The organism is Acinetobacter sp. NIPH 817, assembly GCF_000368405.1.
GTDB lineage: Bacteria > Pseudomonadota > Gammaproteobacteria > Pseudomonadales > Moraxellaceae > Acinetobacter.
This window is the reverse complement of record NZ_KB849420.1, coordinates 112969-135048: the sequence shown is the minus strand read 5'-3', so window position 1 is coordinate 135048 and position 22080 is coordinate 112969. Positions and strand designations below refer to the sequence as shown.

Here is a 22080-nt window from a genome sequence, read left to right as displayed (position 1 = left end):
CTAAACGCAAAGCTGAAGCAGACGCTAAAGCTAAACAGCAAAAAGCTGATGACGCTAAACGCAAAGCTGAGGCTGATGCAAAAGCTAAGCAGCAAAAAGCTGCTGATGATGCTAAACGTAAAGCTGAAGCTGAGGCCGAAGCAAAAGCTGCATCTGCTCAAAAAGCACAAGAAGAAGCAGCTCAGAAGAAAGCCGAAGCTAAAAAAATTGCTTCTTCAGCTAGACGTGATTTTGAGCAAAAAATTCGACGCTCTTGGGATGTTCCGACTGGCAGTAGCGGTAAAACAGTTGGTGTCCGTTTTACCCTTTCAGACTCAGGGAGCGTTAATTCTATTGTGATCACACGTTCAAGTGGCGATGATGCTTTAGATGCAAGTATTAAGGCTGCAATTCAAGCATCTGCGCCATATCCTATGCCATCAGATCCTGATGCAAGACGCGAAGCAAGAAGCGTTAACTCTACATTTAGAGCGCAATAATTTTGAAAGAGTTACATGCTTTAAATAGTTTAAGGCATGTAACTATGCTACAAAATCAACAGTCACAAAAATACCTGCTATGACTTTAAACTTATGAATACGAGCCGCAAACACCTGCTATCTTTAGCATTGATCACCGCCTTAAGCCCTATTGCTTCTACAACTGCTTTTGCCCAGTTATATCTGGAAATTGCTAAAGCACCAGATCAGGCACCCAAAATTGCTATTGTCCCGTTTAACAATGACAATGGGCTCTCTCCTATTGTTGAAACTGACTTAAACCGTTCTGGACGTTTTACAAGCTCATCTAAAAATTTGCCTGCGAATGCTGCAATCAATCAGATTCAAGCTTCTGATTGGCAAGCTGCCGGAATTCCATATGTAGTTACTGGACAAATTAAACAAACAGCTACAGGTTTTGAAGTTCATTACCAACTTTATGATGTACAAAAGCAGCAATACATTTTAAATGAACTTTTAAATGTACCCGCTTCACGCATACGTCAAGCTGGCCATATGGTGAGTGATGCTATTTATCAGGCACTTACTGGTATTCCAGGTGATTTTAGCGGCCGTATTGCATATGTACTCAGAAACCCTGCAACTCCTGCAGAGCGTTATACTCTACAAATTGCAGATACCGATGGTGAACAGCCAAAAACTGTTTTGTCATCTCGTGACCCAATTCTTTCTCCGGCATGGACACCAGATGCCAAGAAAATTGCTTATGTTTCTTTTGAAACTAAACGTCCAGCAATTTATCTACAAGATTTATCTACTGGAACACGTGAAGTACTCACTAGCTTTAGAGGCCTAAATGGCGCACCGAGTTTTTCACCTGATGGTCAATCAATGCTATTTACAGCATCAATGAATGGCAATCCAGAAATCTATCAAATGGATTTATCAACTCGCCAAGTTAAACGTATGACAAACGACTCGGCAATTGATACAGAAGCACGTTATACACCAGATGGAAAATCGTTTATTTTCACTTCTGACCGTGGTGGTTCAGCCCAAATCTATCGTTATACCTTTGCTGATGGTTCAGTAAAACGTCTAACGTTTAAAGGTTCATTTAATGCACGCGGAACCTTGAGTGCAGATGGCAAAAAGATTGCTCTTGTTCATCGTCCAAGTGGCAGCAGTTATAAAGTTGCAATTCAAGACATTAATACTGGCATCACCAATATTCTTACTCCAACCAGTTTAGACGAATCACCAAGTTTCTCACCGAATGGGCAAATGGTGGTCTACGCGACTCGTGAAGGCAACCGTGGCTTGTTATCTATCATGTCTACTGATGGACGTTTCCGTATGAATTTACCAAGTGAACAAGGTGAAGTACGTGAACCAGCTTGGGCACCAAAATAACTTTTAATTCCATTGATGGAGAAGATCATGAAATCAATCAAATATTTAGCTTTACCCTTTCTTAGCGTAGCACTTGTAATGACGGGTTGTGCTAGCCGCAAACCAGCAGCAACTACCGCAACTGGCACAAATCCAAGTACAGTTAACACTTCTGGTTTAAGTGAAGATGCTGCATTAAATGCTCAAAATTTGGCTGGTGCTTCATCGAAAGGTGTAACTGAAGCAAATAAAGCTGCTTTGGCTAAACGCGTTGTTCATTTTGATTATGACAGCAGTGATTTATCTACTGAAGACTATCAAACGCTTCAAGCTCACGCTCAATTCCTTATGGCAAATGCAAATTCAAAAGTTGCATTAACTGGTCATACAGATGAACGTGGTACACGTGAGTACAATATGGCTTTAGGCGAGCGTCGTGCTAAAGCTGTACAAAGCTACTTAATTACCAATGGTGTAAACCCACAGCAACTTGAGGCTGTAAGTTACGGTAAAGAAGCTCCTGTGAATGCAGGACATGATGAATCTGCGTGGAAAGAAAATCGCCGCGTTGAAATTAATTACGAAGCAGTGCCTCCTTTATTAAAATAAGGCATCTACATAAAAAAAACGCTCATATTTTATGAGCGTTTTTTTATAACAACACAACTTAAGAAGATTTCTTTTCTTCTTCAGAATGTTGCATAGATTCAATCAAATCATGCTTATTAAAATCTTTATATTCAGGCTTAGCCTCGTAGTCTTTCCAAGCTTCCTGAACATTTTCTTTCGAAATTTCATCTAGATTGATTGGTTCACCTGCTGTTGGGGTCGCATCAAACTTCTTTGTTGTCATTTCGATTCTCCTAAAAATATACAATCCTTTGTAATGCAATCAACATACCATTTTAATTGGGGCTTGTAAGCATAAATCCAACACAAATAAAGTAAGATAATTTTTATTTTGTGACATTCTCATCTAGAATATGCCACGTATTTATCTGACTCATTTTGATGCTTGAAGCACAGGAGCTTTTTTTATGTCCAACCTCACATTGTCCCAATTTTTACAACAACAAAAAGGGAATCTAACACCTGAGTTGGCTCAAGTCATCGACACTATCGCCACCACCTGTAAAACGATCGATCAAGCCTTACAAAAAGGTGCGCTCGCTGGTATTTTGGGTAGTGCTGGTAATGAAAATGTTCAAGGTGAAACACAGAAAAAACTTGATGTGATTTCTAATGACTATTTAATTGATGCTTTAAAAGTTCATCCACAAGTGGGTGGCCTCGCTTCTGAAGAGCTTGATGAGTTCACACCTGCACAAGAAAATGGTAAATATTTGGTTTTATTTGATCCATTAGATGGCTCAAGCAACATCGACATCAATATGTGTGTAGGCACTATTTTCTCTATTCTGCCTGCGAAAAATGCGGTAACCCAAGCAGAAGATTTCATGCAAGCAGGTACACAGCAAGTTGCTGCTGGTTACGTACTTTATGGTCCATCAACCATGATGGCTTTAACTGTAGGAAATGGCGTAGTATTCTTTACTTTAGACCCAGAAACTCAAACATTCTTGCTTACTACTGACAATGTTCAAGTTTCAGCAGATACTCAAGAGTTTGCAATTAACGCATCTAACCAACGTCATTGGGAAGAGCCTGTAAAACAATATATTGATGAATTACTTGCAGGTAAAACATCTGTACGTGAAAAAGATTTCAACATGCGCTGGGTAGCATGTATGGTGGGTGATATTCACCGTATTTTATGCCGTGGCGGTATTTTCCTTTATCCGTACGACTTAAAAGATCCGAAAAAAGCAGGTCGCTTACGTTTAATGTATGAAGCAAACCCAATGAGTATGCTGATTGAACAAGCTGGTGGCGCATCAACTACAGGTCGTGTTCGCATCTTAGATATTGAACCGACAGAACTTCACCAACGTGTTCCTGTAATTATTGGTTCTAAAAATGAAGTTGAGCGTGTAACAAGCTATCATTAATAATTTTAATTATTTAGGGCATCATAGTATCATGATGCCCTTTTGTTGGATATTTTCTCATGGCGGTTATTTTTTTAGAATCAAAAGACAATGCAAAAATTAAACATTTGCGTGGGTTAATCGAACTTAATAGCGCCCGAAAAAAGCACCAACAAACAGTTCTTGAAGGTACCCATCTCTGCTTGACGTGGTTACAACAGCAAAAGAAGATTTTTTCTTTATTTACGACAGAACAAGCATTAGAACATACTGATTTAAAAAAAATAATCGAACTGCATCAAGGTCATATCTTTGTTATTAGTGAAGTTTTATATAGAGATTTGAGCACATTAGGTACAAGCTTACCTTGTTTAGCTATTATTGATTTACCTAAAACTGCATCAACGATTGACTATAAAGTAGATACTTTAATTCTGGAAAATATACAAGATCCAGGCAACGTAGGTACATTGCTACGTTCAGCAGCGGCAGCAAATATTAAACAAATTATTTGCACACAAGGATCTGCATCACTTTGGTCGCCACGAGTTTTACGAGCAGGTATGGGAGCTCATTTTAGCTTACATTGTTTTGAAAACTTCCAACTCATAGATATTCTTCCAAAATTTCAAATACCAGTTTTTGTTACAAGTTCTCATCGCTCAAGCAGCCTTTACTCAAAAGATCTTTCAAAACCGTGTGTCTGGATTTTAGGAAATGAAGGCCAAGGGGCAAGTGATTATGCCTTAGATCACGCAGAATCTGTCACTATTCCTCAGCCTGGTGGACAAGAGTCATTAAATGTAGCAATAGCAGGATCTATTTGTTTTTTTGAGATGGTTCGTCAACGCCAATAAAACGTTAATTTATTTTACATCTCACATATTTGTGAAAAAAATCAATTACACTAGTAAAAAATAACCGATTGTTGTCAACCTCCCACCTCTTTTCAACGTTATATAAGAGATATATTGAAGATAAGGTGGGTATGTCCAATGACAGGATTTTCCATCTCCATGGATTTAGCACCGAAAAAGTCTCGATCGGAAACATCTAGTGCTCATGCAAGCACGGCTGAACAACGCCTGAAAGTTTTCATGCAAGATGTTACTGGTCGTGCTTTGGTGATGATGGAGAGTGCTACCCAAGGTCAACAAGGTATTGCAATGGATTTGGTTCAAGAAGCATTTATTGCTTTACACAAATCTTATGCCGATAAAAGTACTGAAGAATGGTATCCCCTGTTTTATACTATTTTAAACAACAAACTTCAGGATTGGCGCCGCAAAGAATCTCGTAGAGCAAACCCATTTTCATTCTTCAAAAAAGTTAGTCTGGATAATGACGACGATGAAGTTATTGATGTAGTTGATGAAAAAGCCATTAATCCTGCGGATTTTCTTGATCAAGCAGTGACTATCGAAGAAATTCGAGAAGCAATTTCAAAGCTACCTGTTCGTCAACAACAGGCATTTATGTTACGTGCGTGGGAAGGTTTTGACACACACACAACGGCTCAGATCATGAACTGTACTGAAGGTAGTGTAAAAACCCATTATCACCGAGCAATTCAGGGACTTAGAGAGTACTTAGCCCATTTAAATCCCTTGGGAGGTTCTGATGAATCATGATGATTTCACTAAAAAGGTGACGTCTGAACTTGATAGTTTGGCGCATCACCATAAAAATAAAACAGTGGTCATGAATCATGTGCTTGACCATATTCAACAAAAACCAGCCTCTTTTTATAGTGTCTGGAAAATGTCTGGTTTTGCACTTGCAGCTGCGATCACAGGTTTTGTAATTTTACCTAATTCAGCAGATATTGTTGATAAGCCACAAAATCAAGTGATTGTAAATCCTAAATTATCTCCACAAATGGTAGAAGATTTAGAAATGCTAATGGTCTTGGGTGAGGATAAAGTACAACATGGCAGCTAAAAAATTAGCACTTATCCTTTGTTCATTAAGTTTCCTGCAAACGAGTTTTGCAGGTTTTGAACGATTTTGGATTTTTTCTAAGGATGCCAATACACAAGTTGATGACACATGGAATGCTCTTTCTGAAGAGGAACAACGTGCAGTTATTAAACGCTACCAGAGCTTAAAAGAGTTACCAGCGAATCAAAGTACGAACCTACAGCAACGTATGGACTGGTTTACTCAACTTCCCGATGCTGAAAAAGAAAAAATGCGTGAAGCATGGCAAAAAATGAGTACACAAGAGCGTAATGATTTACGCCAGCGTATGCTTAAAGCGAATGGCGAAGAAAGAACAGCTATTCGTGAAGAGTATATGAACAAGTATTTAGAACATTAAATATAACTCTGTAAAATTCGTACACAGTGAATTTAATGTCTTAAATAATTTTCTATAAAAAAGCCTCCAATTGGAGGCTTTTTTATTTTATATCGTTTATTTACGGTAGCGTCTATAAACCACTAAACCAAGTAAGGATGCTAAAGACAAAATTCCTAAGCTACCACCGCCACCACGGGTATCATCAGTAGTTGTTGCTGTACTTACTAGAGTAATCGTACCAGGGGTGCTAGAAATAACATTATCTGCATCATATACATTATAAGTTAATGTATCGTTAAAAGTATTAAAGGCATTATTCGCTTGAATATAGATATTTCCACCATAACAAGTTTTTTTACTGTCTTTGCCAGGACATGGCCCTTCACGATCTGCTTTGACTACTTTAAAAATACCGTCTTTTGAAGTTTTACTTGGTAAATAGATAGGCAAGTCTGCAAACTGAGGTTTATTTGGCTTTGTAATAAGTGTATTCGTTGGGCCATCCCCATCATCATTTGCATATTGAAGTAAATTTAATGGGATGATTTCATTTGCTAAATACTTAAATGTTATGGTGCTATTCTCAGAAACAGGGGCAATATTAACAAGTGAAGCTTTAACTATACCGCTGGCTGTAATATTTTTATCTGATTTTAAAGTAATTGTGTATTTGCAGAACTCAAAATACCCATCTCCTGAAGGAGCATCGTCTATACGATACAAAATGATTTGTTTAAGAGAGGAATTCCACTCACATTTTAAGCTTTTAGCTTCATCCTCTGTGGCCGTTTCAAATGTTTGGCCCTTACCTATAACTTTAACATCAATATCATAATCATCTGGCTTAAACGGAACGAATATATGATTGCTATTTTCATAAGGTATAATATTAATCTCTCGAAGATTACCATTTTGAAACGGAGAGTAATAGTTTTTAAGATTTATATAAATTGCTCTGTATTTTAAATTCGCTTTAGTCTGATTAACCAAGTTTTCAAAAGTTGCCAAATCAATCTTTAAAGTAGCTTCCTGAAATGAAAAAGAAGGGTCAGCTAACTTTGCTTTTGTTTGATCTACACCCGATTGATAAGTATTTAATAAATCAGTAAGTGAATTATTAATATAACCCGTGTCAGTTTCTGTTGTTCTTATCCCTAACCTTGCTTGCTCAATAGAACCAATATCACATTTATTATTAGAATTAAGAACTGTTTGATCAGTAGTACTGGTAGGTCTTTCTAGTCCTCTTTGATCTACTGAAAGGCAGCCTCCTTCATTTTTTAAATCAACATCAACTAAGTCATCAGATTGCTGATTATTTTTTGGATAATAAATTGGTAAGAACTCCGTATTTTCATCACTAGGTTCTTTTGATGGCTCTAATAACTGGCTTAATATTTTTGAGGAAACATCTATATTAGTGTGACCAGCGGGTAAAGTTTCGGCTGGCAGGTCACATTTTTCATTGGTACCGCTTAACTTTAATGCATTAAACTTTAACGAAATCCTAGAATCTTTTTGATCAGCAGCAGAACCCAACAAATAGCGACATGCAAAGGTCCCTGAATTAAATGCTAAAACATTAAAACTTAAATCTTTCTTTCCTAACTTATCATATAAAAAAATTGTATGAGCTGAGTTTTCAACAATTGTATTATTTACCAATGTTAAACTGCTATCCGAACTAAGGTTTGTAGTTTGATTTTGTATAGGGTCTGCATTACCAGAAAATTTAACAATAGTACCATTAGTCAAGTTAGCACTATTTTGAGCAACTGTATTATTCTCAAAAGTGATTTTTGGTGAGCCACAGAATTCAAATGTACTTAAAGAATTAGCAGATCCATTCTTAATAATACTACTCAATTTAAATAATATAGTATTCGTTGTATAAGAGCCATTAAACATACAGCTCATTGCTATTACACTTCCAGTATTAGCCGCTAATCCATTACCTTGAAGTAATGAATGATCTACCGTTAAAGAAGCATTTCCTCCGCCTAAATAGATTGCCCCACCATTAGGGGCTTGTGAATTTAAAATTTGTGTATTTTGTAAAGTTACGTCTGCACCCGCGTAAATTGCTCCCCCCACATCAGAAGCTTTACCATTTTCTAAAATAATATTATTTAATATCAAAGGCTGTTTGCTAACAGCTGTATTAAAAATACGAGATTTCCCTCTAGCATTTATACGAGTTTGTATGGGGGTTAGTGCTGGATAATCACCACTTAATGAGCCCTTTTTTGTCCAATCAACTGGCTCAGGCCCTTGAATAGTGAGACTATTTTTAGGAACTAACTCTTCGTTTAAATCATACGTTCCTTTTTCAAGCTGAATTGTATATTTAGTATCAATAGCAGGTAAGATACAGCCATGATATGAAGTGCTTTTTTCAGCAGCTGTAATAGCTTCTTTTAATGAACACAAATTATTATCAAGGTCTTCATCTACAAATGTATTAACTTTAATAATCGTGTCATTTTGTGCTGCCATTAAAGGTATTGCAGCAACAAAAGTAATTATCCCTAATGTTTTTTGATATTTTTTCATAGTCTACATCCTTGATTATGACTTGAAACGGCGTAATGCAATCAATCCCAATAAACCAAATAAGACTCCACCTCCTACACTACCTCCGCCACCAGCACTCACAGACTTATCTTCAATTCCTGATAAAGGTGCTTGTGAAATAGTGGTTGGAATAGAAATATATTGAAAATCTATGCCTTCATTAAAACGAGTTACGCTCGTCACAACCTGAATACTAAAAATATCTGCCCCATGCCAATTTCCATTTGGCGTGTAAATGACATTTCCATTCTGATCAAGAGTTAGACTACCTTTTGAAACTGGAGTATCTTTATTTTGTATAACTTTTAGGCACCCGGGTTGCCATTCTTTCCCATCGGCGCGCTCACCGAATAAACGTTTACACGTAGTAGGTGTAACTAAATCTGCTTCACTTAAAGAACTCAAAATACTGAATGTTGCAACTTGGCCATATTTAATATCCTGACCAACAGGAGCGATTTCATTATTTAGAATATATTCAATTGCACCTAGATCACAAAGTTCGTCATATCCACTACGTCTTTTTCCTCTTTGGTCGAATGTTTCACATCTTGCTAAACCAGTTGAGGAGCCATCACTATATAAGCGCCCTTTATTAATAATTAGAGAATCTGCTAAAGTCTTATAACTCTCAAGCAACCGAGGTTTAAAAAAACCTAAGAAGCTGTCTTTAGGGGTGCTAAAAGGACAAAACAATCCGTCTTTTGAAGTTACATCACAAACACCTTCATCTGTAGTTCCTGCAATTAACTTTTCGTTAGCAGGGTAAAGGATATTGGGAAGTGTGGATGAAGCATTGCGATCACATTCTGTTGTCACCAAATTACTTTGTATAATTGTTTTATCGGTTGCATTAGCCTGACAATTAATTGTATTGCCGACTAAAACACTATTTGAGATAGCGGCATTACCTTGCGGAGCATCGAGAAATAGACCTTTATCATTTTTAATCATGGTAATGTTATTAACAAACATCCCATCATAAATATTCGCGATAAAACCCATTTTATTATGAAAAATAGTACTATTACTAAATCCAATCGCTCGGCGGCTTAAATATTGTCCTGTACTTTCATCATTAAATTTACTTTGACTATAAAAAAGTGAGCCATTAGCTAAACCAACCTCATTATCCCTTACTACCGATTGAGTAATTAAATACAAAGGCTGTTCACTGTAAATTACTCCGCCCTGATTTGCTTTATTATTTTGAATAAGGCTATTTACAATACGAACTGATCCAGCAGTTTGATCTGTTTGCGTCAATAATCCTTGGTTATAAATAACCCCGCCCTCATTAGCATATCCATCAGTTAAACGAGAGTTTTGAATAATTAAACCTTCGTGATTTAAAATTAAACCACCTATAGTTACATTTGACTTTGAACCAGCCCCCAGCAAATTAAGATTATTCAGATAAACAGAAAATGATGCCTTTTCTGTACTTCCATCATCAATTTGGAATAGTCGTTCAGATCCTACCATTTTAATGGTGGCATTATGGGCCCCAGGTTGATCATTTTCTTCAAATGGAGAATCATTTCCAGCTGTTGTAATTGTAAGAGGCGCTGTAATTAATATTTTTTTATTTAAAATATATTCTTTATCACGCTGCAAAATAATATTTGAAGAGGCATCTTTACTTCCGCATCCATGATAACCAGTTGCATATTTTTCAACATCAGCAGCATTGGAAGATGCTCGATAATTAAGAAATTGTACAGCCTCACGCAACGTACATAACGTATCGTCTTTATCTTCATCAATTAAGCTTGTGACTTGAATATCGGCAGAATAAGCGTGTCCAGCAGCAGCCAATAAAGCAAAAGCAATGCTCCGTTTGAGCATACCCATCTCCTTACATCTTTTTTTCATTTTTCTTTGTCAAAATTGCAAAATTTCCGCTTTTGCAATCGCATCCTTTGTGCGTACTTTGTCACAGCAAGTAGAATTTCTCAAGACATTTTGGTCGGTCTGTAGAGTCATTTTTGAACCAGCTTACAAAAAGCTTCATACATTTAAAAAACTTTTTTAAATACAAAAATGTGACTTTTTAAAATTAGAAGAAGCTTTAAAAAGATATAGAGGCAAGTACTCTGAAATTAGAATTTTTTGTCCGAGACTCTATTTTAATAGTTTTTATGTGCACAGGTGAGGCAATAGACAAGATTAAAGGATATCTATGGTTGATATTCATCAATCAAAGCATAAATTTGTCTTAAAGTTGCATTCGAAAGTTTTGTTTTTTCGCCTTTGAGAAGTTTTTCTAACTGAGCAACTGTCTGTAGTAAAAGAGAGGCTTGATGAGGACCATGTAATAATAAATAGTCAACAATTTGCTGATCAAAATGGATACCACGTCTAGACATTACAGACGTAACTAAAGAGTAGCGGTCCGCATATAAGCTTCCACTCGGTACTTTAACACTAACAGCTTGCGTAAGTCGTGACTGTAAGTCTGGCAATTCTAACTTTAATTCGATAGGCGCTACACGTGAAGAAAATACTAGCTGTCCTTCGTGATTATTCATTAAATGAAAAACAGCTTTTTGCCAATGAGGCACCCCACTAATTGATTCAATATCATCCAAAGCAACAAGATCATAATGCTCTAAAGAAGTAATTGCTTCGATAGGAGCATCGAGGAGTTCAAGCAAAGAAACTTTAATTGCAGATTTGCCTATTTCTAAATAAGAGTCACAAATTGCGGAAAGTAAGTGACTCTTTCCTGTTCCTGCTCCCCCGTAGATATAAAACCTACTCACCAGACCAGCATGTAGTTGACGCACAGCATCGACTACATTCCCCCAACTTGGTCCCGAAAAATCACTGATTCGGGCATCAAGTTGAGGTTCTATATCCAGTTGGAGTTGACGCATATATTGAATTAACCTTGAAATTATTTCTGGTTAGGGGATTTCAGTTCATCTGTATCTTGCTGTGTTTTAACTTCAAGATCAAGCTTAGTGCTTTCGGTTTCTACATGAATTTGCTCAATATCGCCATGTTGGATCACTAATGTAGAAGGTGGAGCATAAAGTGAGCTTCTTTCATAATTCTCTCTTAAATGCTTCAACAACACTACAATAACAGCAGCAACAGGCAATGCAATTAGCATTCCTAAGAATCCTGCAAGCTGTGCACCTGCCAATACGGCAAAAACAACTGCCACAGGAGATAAACCAATTTTATCGCCTAGTAGGAATGGCTGAAGAATATAGCCCTCTACCGCTTGGCCAATCATGAATACTACACCAACCAGTAATAAATGCATCCAATCCAAACCGAACTGGAACAAGCTGGCAATAACAGCCGCAATAATACCTACGGCAAATCCTAAATAAGGAATAATACTGGCAAGACCAGCCACCATACCAATAATAAGACCAACTTCCAAACCAATGAGCTGTAAACCAACTGCATATACTACGCCTAGCAATAGCATGACGAGAAATTGACCTTTAACAAACGCTCCTAAAACGCTATGGCATTCACCAACGATCTGTAAAGTAGTTGCTTCATATGGGCGTGGAATGAGACGGCGTAAGTTTTGTAGCATACGGTCCCAGTCTAATAAAAAATAAAAAGCAATAATTGGAATTAGAACAACTGTTCCACCAATTTGAATAAAATTGAGACCTGATTGTGCAAGCTTTAATAAGACAGCTTGAATACTATCGGCACTGTAATTTGTCTGAACATAATCCATTACAGCTTTGGACATTTGATCAGTATCAATTTCCATTTGCTGAACATTAAATGTCGAAGAAACCCATGGTAATAGTTCTGCATTAATCCAGTGAATGCCTGCTGGAATGCTATCTCGGGCGTAAACCAATTGTTTCCAGATCAGAGGAACCAAATACCATAATGCAATGGTTAGTGTTACACCAATTCCGATGAACACCACGCTAATTGCTAACCAGCGCGGTAATTTGATTTTTACCAGAACATCAACGAGTGGACTGAATAAATAAGCCAGGAAAAAAGCACCGATAAAAGGAATGACTACAGGCTTGAGTAAGTACAATACCCATACCAGCAATACAATACCTGCGAGTAAAAGAATACGGCGCAGTATACGATCTTGCATAAAATCTAGCCTTTTTTGATTTAATCGTTATAAATGAAAAAATATTTTTATTAAAGATAGCATTTTCGAGCATAAATAACATAAGAGTTTCGTATATTCAGGTTATAATCTGCCGCCAATGCGGAGACTTCATTTATGAGCAACTCAACTTCTACCCCAAATACCGGTTTAAGCTATAAAGATGCGGGTGTCGACATTGAAGCGGGCGACGCACTGGTCGATCGTATCAAGTCAGTCGCTAAACGTACAAGTCGTCCTGAAGTAATGGGCGGTCTTGGTGGCTTTGGTGCACTATGCAAAATTCCTAAAGGTTATGAAGAGCCTGTTTTAGTTTCTGGAACCGATGGTGTAGGAACTAAATTACGTTTGGCACTTAATCTTAATCGTCATGACACAATCGGCCAAGATCTTGTGGCTATGTGTGTAAATGACCTTTTAGTTTGTGGTGCAGAACCATTATTCTTCCTTGATTATTACGCGACTGGTCACTTAAATGTTGACGTTGCTGCAAATGTTGTTACTGGTATTGGTAAAGGTTGTGAGCTTGCAGGTTGCGCACTTGTAGGTGGTGAAACCGCAGAAATGCCAGGCATGTATGAAGGCGAAGATTACGATCTTGCTGGTTTTGCGGTTGGTGTTGTTGAGCAAAGCAAAATTATTGATGGCACTAAAGTAAAGTCTGGTGACGTACTTATCGGTGTTGCATCAAGTGGTGCTCACTCAAATGGTTACTCATTACTACGTAAAATTTTAGACGTTAAAAACGTTGATTTAACTCAAATAATTGATGGTCGCCCTCTTGCAGATGTTGCAATGGAACCAACACGTATTTATGTAAAACCAGTTCTTGAACTTTGCAAACAAGTTGATGTGCATGCTATGGCACACATCACTGGCGGCGGTTTACCTGGTAACTTACCACGTGTATTACCAAATGGTGCTCAAGCAGTCATTGATGAAGCTTCTTGGGAATGGTCTGAGTTATTCCAGCTTCTACAACGCGAAGGCAATGTAGAGCGCTTTGAAATGTACCGTACGTTTAACTGTGGCGTAGGTATGGTCATTGCTGTTGATGCAAATGATGCTGAAAAAGCAATTGAAGTGCTTAATGCTCAAGGCGAAAAAGCTTGGAAAATTGGACACATCCAAGAAAATGCTGAATCAGTGGAAGGTGCAGACGAAAAAATTCGTGTGATCTTTGCATGATAAAAATTGCTGTTCTAGTCTCTGGGAATGGCAGTAATTTACAAGCCTTGATAGATGCAAATCTATCAGGGCAAATTGTAGGTGTACTGTCTAATAAAGCAGATGCTTATGCCCTAGAGCGTGCTCAAAAAGCCAATATTGCTACAGCCGTTATTTCTCATAAAGACTTTCCAACTCGTGAAGTGTTTGATGAAGCAATGCATCAACAGCTCTTGGCTTGGCAAGTGGATGTGGTTATTTTAGCCGGTTTCATGCGCATTTTAACTCCCACCTTTGTCAACAAATGGCAAGGGAAAATGCTGAACATACATCCCTCACTTCTTCCAGCTTATAAAGGTGTGAACACTCATCAACGTGTTTTAAACACAGGTGATCGTTTACATGGTTGTACCGTACACTTTGTAACGGCTGAACTGGATTCTGGTCAATCAATTGCCCAATCCGCTATTTCAGTTAAAGAACATGATACTGCCGCTTCATTAGCAAATCGAGTGCATGCACTTGAGCACTTTATCTACCCACAAGTAGCAGAGTGGTTATGTAACGGTCAACTTACATGGAAAAATGGCCAAGCTTATTTCCGTGATCAAGTTCTTGAACACCCTATTCGTTTTGCAAATTGGTAAAACTTTTTACTCAAAAGCAAAAATAAAAAAGGACATGCCAGCATGTCCTTTTTTATAAGTCTAAAAATTAATTTGGCTGATGATGAATTAATTTCTTTATAGAATTCACTGTATCAATTGGATGCTCTAAAGGGAACATATGCCCCCCTTCAACCACAGTAAACGGAATTCCCATTTTTCGCTTTGCCATTTGAGGAAAGCCTCTCTTTAAGAAATCACTTCCTTTACCTACAACTAAATGCACAGGCATCTTAGGTTTTGGCATAGGCAGCCACCACCAAGAAGGATTCTTACGGAAAATTGCAACTTCATCCTCACGAGAAATCGTTAAAGTAACTCCACCGCGAACCGAATCCTCTTTCAAAGCATAATCAATATAAGCCTGAAAACAATCTTCATCAAAATCTTTATAGAAACCTTTAGGACGTAGTAACTCAGCAGCCTGCTCTCTCGAGTCCCAATGTTCACGACGGCGTGCAGATAAACCAGCTGGAGTCATCGCATCAACCAATTTAGGACGAAATAATTTTGCCATATGAAAAGCAAATGAATATCGTCCTAAAATAAGAGGCGGATCTAACATAATGACTTGAGAAAAGAGTTCAGGACGCTGAAAAGATGCCATCAACGTTAAAACCGAACCAAGAGAATGGCCAAGTCCAATCACTTTACGTCCTTTCGCCTGTCGCACAATACTGTCAATTACCTGATCAACCAAAGCAGGCCAATGGTTAGTTACAGGATAACGTTTATCAGGACCAATCAGAGGAACATAAATAATGTCATATTCCCCTTTCAACTGGTCAAACAGTTTTTGATACACTTTTGATGGTACGCCATTCGCATGAGCAAAGTGTATAACTGGTTTCATTGACATACCGCTATCCTAAAACAGATTTTATTGTAATTTTGCGCTTTGACGAGTCTGCACTTCTTGAGCAATAGATTCACTTACCCCTTGCCCGATTTGTGCCCCCATACGACCTAAAATGGATTGTAATGGGTTGCGCTCAATTGTGTAGTCAACTTTATTATCAAGGTTTAGTTCACGCATCAAGCTCGTAATGTTACCTGAACGGTCAGCAACGCCCAATTGGATTGCTTGTTCGCCAGTCCAGAATAAACCAGAAAAAATAGCTGGATCGTTCGATTTCAAACGCTTTCCACGCCCTTCTTTAACTGCAGTGATAAAGTGAGTGTGGACATTATCAAGAACAGATTGAATATGTTGCTTTTGCACAGGATCAATCGGTTTTGTCATACTTAAAATGTCTTTATTCGTTCCTGCCGTTAAAGTGCGATCTTCAATGCCAAGTTTCTGAGCTAAACCAGTAATCCCATAGTTAGGCATGATCACACCAATTGAGCCGACTAGACTTGATGGATTGACAATAATCTCATCCGCAGCAGACGCAATATAATAAGCACCTGATGCGCCCATATCACCAATCACAGCGTAAACCTTTTTATCTGGATGCTGTTTTTTCAAATAACGAATCTCTTGCCAGATTTCATCAGACTGAACTGGGGAACCGCCAGGTGAGTTAATATTAAGTGCAATAGCTTTACTATTTGAAGCTTCAAAAGCACGTTTAAGCGCTTTATTGGTATCTTCACTATTTACTGATTGATTACTCGAAGCATCAATAGTTCCAATAATATCCACTACAGCCAAATGGGCACTACTGCTACTTACAGCAGAGCCTTCTTTGCTGGTTGAACAGCCTTTACCCATGAGTACAATAATGAATAATAAATAAATAAAAGTTAATGTTTTAAAGAAGATTCCCCAACGGCGACTACGACGCTGCTCCTCTACTGAAGCAAGTACAGCCTTCTCAAGAATTTGCCATTCTGGTCCATTTTGTTTAGGGATTATAGGTTCATTTTGTGGTTTTGGTGGCCAATCGGACATAAAATTCCAATCCAAATTAATCTAAAATGATGTCATTATATACGTTGATTTGATAAAAACTGTCTAAATAATATGATTTCATTTATAATAATTTTATCTTTTTTTAATTATTGCTTCCTTTTTACCGCGATAGATGACCAAATTAGATACAAAAAGCATGAACTACTACCTACTCAAAACTTTTAGCCGCCAGCCAATTCAATTTGGACGTTTTCTTGCTCGTATGTTGGCAGGGTTAATCAATACTTTAAAAATTACTAAAACATCAAAAAGTATAGAACTAAATCTACAAATCGCCCTTCCACATTTAACGCCACAGCAGCGAATAGAAATTACGCAACAAGCTATTCGTAATGAAGTCACCTCATACTTTGAATTTTTAAGTATTTGGGGCTCATCAAATAGTAAGAATATCGAAAGAATTCATCATATTGAAGGTGAGCATTACTTTCATGAAGCACTTGCAGCAAAAAAAGGTGTGGTTTTGATTGTTCCACATTTTGGTACATGGGAAATCCTGAATGCTTGGTGTTCACAATTCACTTCAATGACAATTTTATACAAGCCAGTAAAGAATGAAGATGCAGACCGTTTTGTTCGAGAAGCACGTAGTCGTGAACAAGCTCACTTGGTTCCTACTGACGAAACTGGTGTAAGACAAATTTTTAAAGCCTTAAAACAAGGTGAAACTACCGTAATTTTGCCTGACCATACCCCTAACGTCGGCGGCAGTATGATCAATTATTTTGGTGTTCCGCTTGCCTCAAGTAATTTAAGTACCAAGCTTATTCAAAAAACTAAAGCAAAAGCTTTATTCCTTTACGCGATTCGTAACGAAAATGACGGTTTCACGATGCACGTTGAACCTATGGATGAGAAAATCTACGAAGGTAGTGCAGATGATGGAACTTATGTCATTCATCAGGCTATTGAACAACTCATCCATCGTTATCCAGAACATTATCACTGGAGCTATAAACGTTTTAAAGCAAATCCTGCTTTAGATAATATTTATAATATTGATCCAGCTGAAGCTCTTCAAATTGTGGATAAGCTTAAAGCAGAAGCTTCACAAATTTCTGTGAAGCCAAGTACGCTCGAAACGTCGAGTGTATAAAATCATTTGATGATTCTCAGATACAAAACTTAATGTTCCTTGCTCAACTGTGCTTTTAAATGGAATATTAAGTTCTTGTATTCTCGCTAAAACCTCTTTGCTTGGATGACCATATCGGTTATTAAAACCGGCAGACGCAATAACAAACTTGGGGTTTAACGTCGCTAAGAAGTCATAGGCTGAACTATGCTTACTACCATGATGACCTAAGACCAAGACATCTACTTTTAAATCAGGATATTCTTTTATCAATTGATATTCGGCTTCCCATCCCGCATCCCCCATAATTAAATAATTCTGATACCCCCCTACTTGTTTTAAATGAATATAAACGACACAAGAATATTCATTTTGATTAGAAGGAACTAAATTTAAATCATTTTCTTTAGGCCAAAGTATCTCAATATCTAACTGTGGATATTGCCATTTTTGCCCTTGATGACAATAGCTAAATGGTTCTTTCACCTGCTCTGCCCATAGCTGATTTGATATGACTTGTTTGATAGGAAAAGCCTGAGCGATAAAAGGAAATGCCCCACTATGATCTTGGTCAAGATGAGATAACACCACATGATCTAGTTGCTTAATACCTTTCTGACGTAAATATGGAATTACTACATTTTGACCAATACTGAAAGCCTTCTCATCATAAGAACCACCCGTATCAATTAACCATGTCTGCTCTGGATGTTGTAGAAAAATCGCTTGTCCTTGGCCTACGTCTATAATATTTAATTGAATTTGCTGTGAGGTTTTATTCGGAATGACTAAGGGTAAACAACAAATAAGACTCCAAGATTTTGGTAAAACACCGCGCGGTAAAAATAGAATAATAATGGCACAGCTTAAGCCTATCAAAGCCAGTGGTGTCAGACTAAAACCTTGCAACGGTACAGATAATTTCTCTAAAAGACTAAAGCATGTCAGCACCATACTGAGCAAAATATCATTAATCTGAAAGAGTGCATTACCAACTGAGTTAAAAATAAGCCATACGCAAGCAGCGAAAATATTTAAAGGAACAATAACTCCTCCTAGCAGAGGAACAGCAATAATATTTGTGAGAGGTGCTACCCATGAAATCTGCTGAAAGAAAATCAACATTAGAGGACATAGAGCAATAAATATTTTGCCCTGAGATTCAATTAAAGTTTTAGTTAAAAGAATTATTCTAGATAGCAAACTCAATGAGGCAAGATTTGGAGCCTGTACTATGGTTTGATAAATGCGTAATAAAATAAAGCAAGAACCATAAGAGAGCCAAAAACCTGCCGATAAAACACTAAATGGATCAAAAAGTAAAAGTAGACTTGCGCTATAAACCAAGAGCGAAAATGGCTTAACTGGCAGTTTGACCAACAATAAAAAGGCAAATAAAAATACTGAGAGTAAAGTTCTTAAGGCTGGAATTTCAAAGCCGACAAAAGCTGTATAAATCAAAACCCCAAAACATAACGGAATCATTGCCCATATTTGCTTGGGTTGCCACAAATAAAGCTGGGGATAATAACGTCGTACTAATTGATGTAATGCCCAAGATAATAAGATTGCAAAAATGAGGACATGAGGCCCTGAAATGGCCAACAAATGAGAGATTCCTAACTGCTTAAATTGATTTTTAATATCTTCATTTAAAAGACTTTCATCCCCAGTTAGGAGCGCTAATAACAATCCTTTATTCTGAAATGGAGATTTTTTTAGCATTAATCTAAATTTTAGACGGAGTTTTTCTATATTTAATTGTTGTCTAGTCAAAAAATTTTGTTGCTGTTTTAAGTGATTTTGATAACCCAACCGATAAATTTCACTAGAGTTTAAAGGCTCAATATGCTGAACACTGAAACCGGACATTATATTTCGTTGAATGAACCATTGTTCTTGATCAAAAGCACCTGATACTGCATAACTATGAGCTGGTCTGGTTTTACCCGAAATTCGATAGTAATGACCTAATTGTAATTTTGGCCCCTCTATTAATGCACTCTCATTTTCATTTTTTAAATATAGCAACCAATTCACTACATCGGATGACCGCCCTAGAACCTGAGCAAGTTGCTGTGTCTTATTATCTTTTTCTTCGCTTATTCGGTCTATATAAACAACAATGTTTAAAGACTCAGGTTGCATCTCCCGTAGTTGTAGTCTTTCATTTAAGGCATGCTGGGCATACTGATGGCCTATAATAAATAGGCTTAGACTACAGACTAAATAATAAACTCCTTTTAATATGGGACGATTTACAACAAGATGCCGCTTAAAAATATAAAAAATTAAGCAGATAAAGAGCAAAACTTTACCAATCCAACCATATTGCGTTATGAGCGGAAGATCTATTCCCATAAATGCAATACCTACAACCCACCCCACTAAAATAAGCTTTAACATTTAAAATCATATCGTTATCTTTTTAGGGGCAAAATTAAAGCCCAACTGCGTGGGCTTTAACAATGTGATTTAATGACAATTTTTTAAGAACCGCTGACCCACAGACCATCTTCCATATGCAAGATTGAATCTGCTGCCTGAGCCAACTGCTCATCATGAGTCACAATGAGCATAGCCATATTGAGCTCTTTCTTAAGATCAGTCAGCAATTCGAAAATACCAACAGCTGTTTTACGGTCCAAATTACCCGTTGGCTCATCCGCTAAAACTACGGCAGGTTTAGTGACTAAAGCACGCGCCAAAGCCACACGCTGTCGCTCACCACCTGAAAGCTCACCAGGTTTATGATCCATACGGTGAGATAATCCCACTCGATCTAGTAAATATTCAGCTTGCGCCTTTACCAATTTGTATTGACTGTCTGCTCGAAGCATTAAAGGCATTGCTACATTTTCAAGTGCAGAAAACTCAGGTAATAAGTGGTGGAATTGATAAACAAAACCAAGGTATTTGTTACGTTGAAAACCACGTTCGGCTTCACCTAAATTATCAAAACGCTGACCATTTAAGAATACTTGTCCCTGTGTTGGTTGCTCTAGACCACCTAACGCATGAAGCAAAGTACTTTTACCTGAACCACTCGCACCAACAATTGAAACAAACTGCCCTGCTTCAACTTGTAAAGAAAGACCTTTAATGACTTCAACCTTAGATTTACCGTCATCAAAATGTTTATATATTTCTTTTGCTTCTAAAACAATTTTACTCATAGCGCAATGCCTCGGCAGGTTGAACTTTGGCAGCACGAAGCGCCGGATAGATAGTCGCCAAGAAGCTTAAAAGTAAAGAAACAATCACGATAATCGTCACATCTTGCCATCTTAAATAAGAAGGAAGGTAATGCACGAAGTAAGCATCAAATAGATTTAAGCCCAACACATTGTTAAACCAAGAAATGATATCACTAATGGTTAAAGCTAAAATTACACCTAAAACCGTACCTGCAACTGTACCAATCACACCAATCACGGTGCCTTGCACCATAAAGATTTTAGTAATCATCGACGGCGACGCACCTAACGTACGTAAAATGGCAATATCTGATTTTTTATCAGTCACAACCATGACTAACGACGAAACAATATTAAATGCTGCAACCACAATGATAAGTACAAGCAATAAACCAACTAGTGTTTTTTCCATTTGGATGGCATTAAACAGGTTGCCATGCGTATAGGTCCAGTTCGTTGCATAGAAATTGCTTGGTAAACTTTTTACCAAATCATCGGCAACTTGTGGCGCTGCAAAAATATCATCTAGTTTTAAACGAACGCCTTGAGCACCATCAGGTAAGCGCAATAAGGTTGAAGCATCATATAGGGCGATATAACCCACCATAGAATCGACTTCAGCGCCTACACTAAAAATACCCACCACTTTAAAACGCTTGAAACGAGGAACAACACCGGCTGGAGATGGTGTTGCTTCAGGTAAAACCAATGTCACACTGTCATTTAGACGTAAGCCTAATGAGTCAGCCATATCTTTACCAAGCACAATACCAAACTCACCCTTTTTAAGTGAATCTAGACTCCCGGCAACAATATGATTTTGAATAATAGAAACATTCTTTTCATATTTTGGGTCAATACCCGTCACCATAATACCAGCGACTTGCCCTTGCGCGGTTAACATACCTTGCAATTGGGTAAAAGGTGCAACCCCAGTTACATGTGGATGATGTTCAACTCGTTTTACCAGTTCAGGCCAATCCGTGAGGATTTGTGTAGATGAAACTGTCGCTTGCGGCACCATTCCCAAAACACGGTTTTTCAATTCGCGATCGAAACCGTTCATTACAGAAAGTACCGTAATCAACACTGCGACACCTAGTGTCAAACCGACCATCGAAACCAATGCAATAAAAGAAATAAAATGATTACTGCGTCTTGCGCGAGTATATCTCAACCCTATATACAGTGAGATTGGTTTAAACATACCTTCTAAATCCAAGGTGATTGATGGGAAATAGCAGATGCCAA

At 37.7% G+C, this 22080-nt stretch carries 21 protein-coding genes; 11 read left to right on the top strand and 10 right to left on the bottom strand.

The annotated features are described in order from the left end of the window. From F968_RS20805 to pal, 3 genes are all read left to right on the top strand, one after another. A partial coding sequence (locus tag F968_RS20805; RefSeq protein ID WP_004790654.1) for a cell envelope integrity protein TolA occupies positions 1-479 on the top strand: 479 nt, incomplete at its 5' end. A gap of 93 nt (positions 480-572) precedes the next feature. Then, positions 573-1853, top strand: a complete 1281-nt coding sequence (gene tolB, locus F968_RS04210; RefSeq protein WP_004790653.1) for a Tol-Pal system beta propeller repeat protein TolB — start codon at positions 573-575, stop codon at positions 1851-1853. 27 nt (positions 1854-1880) lie between these two features. Then, positions 1881-2441, top strand: coding sequence for a peptidoglycan-associated lipoprotein Pal (pal, locus tag F968_RS04205; RefSeq protein ID WP_004643699.1), 561 nt, complete (start codon positions 1881-1883; stop codon positions 2439-2441). A gap of 58 nt (positions 2442-2499) precedes the next feature. Here the strand turns inward: pal and F968_RS04200 are convergent, their stop codons facing one another. Next, the gene (locus tag F968_RS04200; RefSeq protein WP_004790651.1) at positions 2500-2685 is read right to left on the bottom strand and encodes an NF038105 family protein; all 186 of its coding nucleotides are present in this window, start codon (positions 2683-2685) and stop codon (positions 2500-2502) included. 184 nt (positions 2686-2869) lie between these two features. On the opposite strand from F968_RS04200, the gene F968_RS04195 reads away from it, so the two are divergent. From F968_RS04195 to F968_RS04175, 5 genes are all read left to right on the top strand, one after another. Next, positions 2870-3841, top strand: coding sequence for a class 1 fructose-bisphosphatase (locus F968_RS04195; protein WP_004790649.1), 972 nt, complete (start codon positions 2870-2872; stop codon positions 3839-3841). Between the two features lie 59 nt (positions 3842-3900). After that, the gene (locus tag F968_RS04190) at positions 3901-4677 is read left to right on the top strand and encodes a TrmH family RNA methyltransferase (protein ID WP_004790648.1); all 777 of its coding nucleotides are present in this window, start codon (positions 3901-3903) and stop codon (positions 4675-4677) included. 159 nt (positions 4678-4836) lie between these two features. Then, complete coding sequence (locus tag F968_RS04185; RefSeq protein ID WP_004790645.1) at positions 4837-5451, top strand: RNA polymerase sigma factor; 615 nt, start codon at positions 4837-4839, stop codon at positions 5449-5451. Then, positions 5441-5761: a hypothetical protein gene (locus F968_RS04180; RefSeq protein ID WP_004790642.1), complete on the top strand. Its 321-nt coding sequence runs from the start codon at positions 5441-5443 to the stop codon at positions 5759-5761. The genes F968_RS04185 and F968_RS04180 overlap by 11 nt, the downstream gene beginning before the upstream one ends. After that, the gene (locus F968_RS04175) at positions 5751-6140 is read left to right on the top strand and encodes a DUF3106 domain-containing protein (RefSeq protein WP_004790640.1); all 390 of its coding nucleotides are present in this window, start codon (positions 5751-5753) and stop codon (positions 6138-6140) included. The genes F968_RS04180 and F968_RS04175 overlap by 11 nt, the downstream gene beginning before the upstream one ends. A gap of 96 nt (positions 6141-6236) precedes the next feature. On the opposite strand, the gene F968_RS04170 is transcribed toward F968_RS04175, so the two are convergent. From F968_RS04170 to cxpE, 4 genes are all read right to left on the bottom strand, one after another. Next, positions 6237-8675 (bottom strand): CSLREA domain-containing protein, encoded by a 2439-nt coding sequence (locus F968_RS04170; RefSeq protein WP_004790638.1) that lies wholly within the window; start codon positions 8673-8675, stop codon positions 6237-6239. 15 nt (positions 8676-8690) lie between these two features. Then, positions 8691-10544, bottom strand: coding sequence for a rhombotarget A (rbtA, locus tag F968_RS04165; protein WP_004790637.1), 1854 nt, complete (start codon positions 10542-10544; stop codon positions 8691-8693). Positions 10545-10876: 332 nt separating this feature from the next. After that, positions 10877-11575: a DnaA regulatory inactivator Hda gene (hda, locus tag F968_RS04160; RefSeq protein WP_004790634.1), complete on the bottom strand. Its 699-nt coding sequence runs from the start codon at positions 11573-11575 to the stop codon at positions 10877-10879. Between the two features lie 20 nt (positions 11576-11595). After that, positions 11596-12789, bottom strand: a complete 1194-nt coding sequence (cxpE, locus tag F968_RS04155) for a chloramphenicol efflux transporter CxpE (protein ID WP_004790632.1) — start codon at positions 12787-12789, stop codon at positions 11596-11598. A gap of 135 nt (positions 12790-12924) precedes the next feature. Between cxpE and purM the strand changes: the two genes are divergently transcribed. Together purM and purN are read left to right on the top strand one after the other, a co-directional pair. Beyond that, positions 12925-13995, top strand: a complete 1071-nt coding sequence (gene purM, locus F968_RS04150; protein ID WP_004790630.1) for a phosphoribosylformylglycinamidine cyclo-ligase — start codon at positions 12925-12927, stop codon at positions 13993-13995. Continuing rightward, positions 13992-14621: a phosphoribosylglycinamide formyltransferase gene (purN, locus tag F968_RS04145; protein WP_004790628.1), complete on the top strand. Its 630-nt coding sequence runs from the start codon at positions 13992-13994 to the stop codon at positions 14619-14621. Before purM ends, purN begins: the two co-directional genes overlap by 4 nt. Before the next feature lie 67 nt (positions 14622-14688). On the opposite strand, the gene F968_RS04140 is transcribed toward purN, so the two are convergent. Beyond that, positions 14689-15498: an alpha/beta fold hydrolase gene (locus F968_RS04140; RefSeq protein WP_004790626.1), complete on the bottom strand. Its 810-nt coding sequence runs from the start codon at positions 15496-15498 to the stop codon at positions 14689-14691. Between the two features lie 21 nt (positions 15499-15519). After that, positions 15520-16536, bottom strand: coding sequence for a signal peptide peptidase SppA (gene sppA, locus F968_RS04135; protein WP_004790623.1), 1017 nt, complete (start codon positions 16534-16536; stop codon positions 15520-15522). A 133-nt stretch (positions 16537-16669) separates the two neighbouring features. Here sppA and F968_RS04130 point away from each other — a divergent pair, with 133 nt between their 5' ends. Then, entirely contained in the window at positions 16670-17653 is a 984-nt protein-coding gene (locus tag F968_RS04130) for a lysophospholipid acyltransferase family protein (RefSeq protein WP_004790621.1), read from the top strand. Here the strand turns inward: F968_RS04130 and F968_RS04125 are convergent. The 3 genes from F968_RS04125 to F968_RS04115 form a co-directional block, all read right to left on the bottom strand. Next, positions 17606-20038, bottom strand: a complete 2433-nt coding sequence (locus F968_RS04125; RefSeq protein WP_004790620.1) for a DNA internalization-related competence protein ComEC/Rec2 — start codon at positions 20036-20038, stop codon at positions 17606-17608. The genes F968_RS04130 and F968_RS04125 overlap by 48 nt on opposite strands. An 83-nt stretch (positions 20039-20121) precedes the next feature. Continuing rightward, a complete protein-coding gene (locus F968_RS04120; RefSeq protein ID WP_004790619.1) occupies positions 20122-20808 on the bottom strand; it encodes an ABC transporter ATP-binding protein in 687 nt (228 codons plus the stop codon). Then, positions 20801-22036: a lipoprotein-releasing ABC transporter permease subunit gene (locus tag F968_RS04115; RefSeq protein WP_004790618.1), complete on the bottom strand. Its 1236-nt coding sequence runs from the start codon at positions 22034-22036 to the stop codon at positions 20801-20803. Before F968_RS04115 ends, F968_RS04120 begins: the two co-directional genes overlap by 8 nt. Positions 22037-22080: the final 44 nt, after the last annotated feature.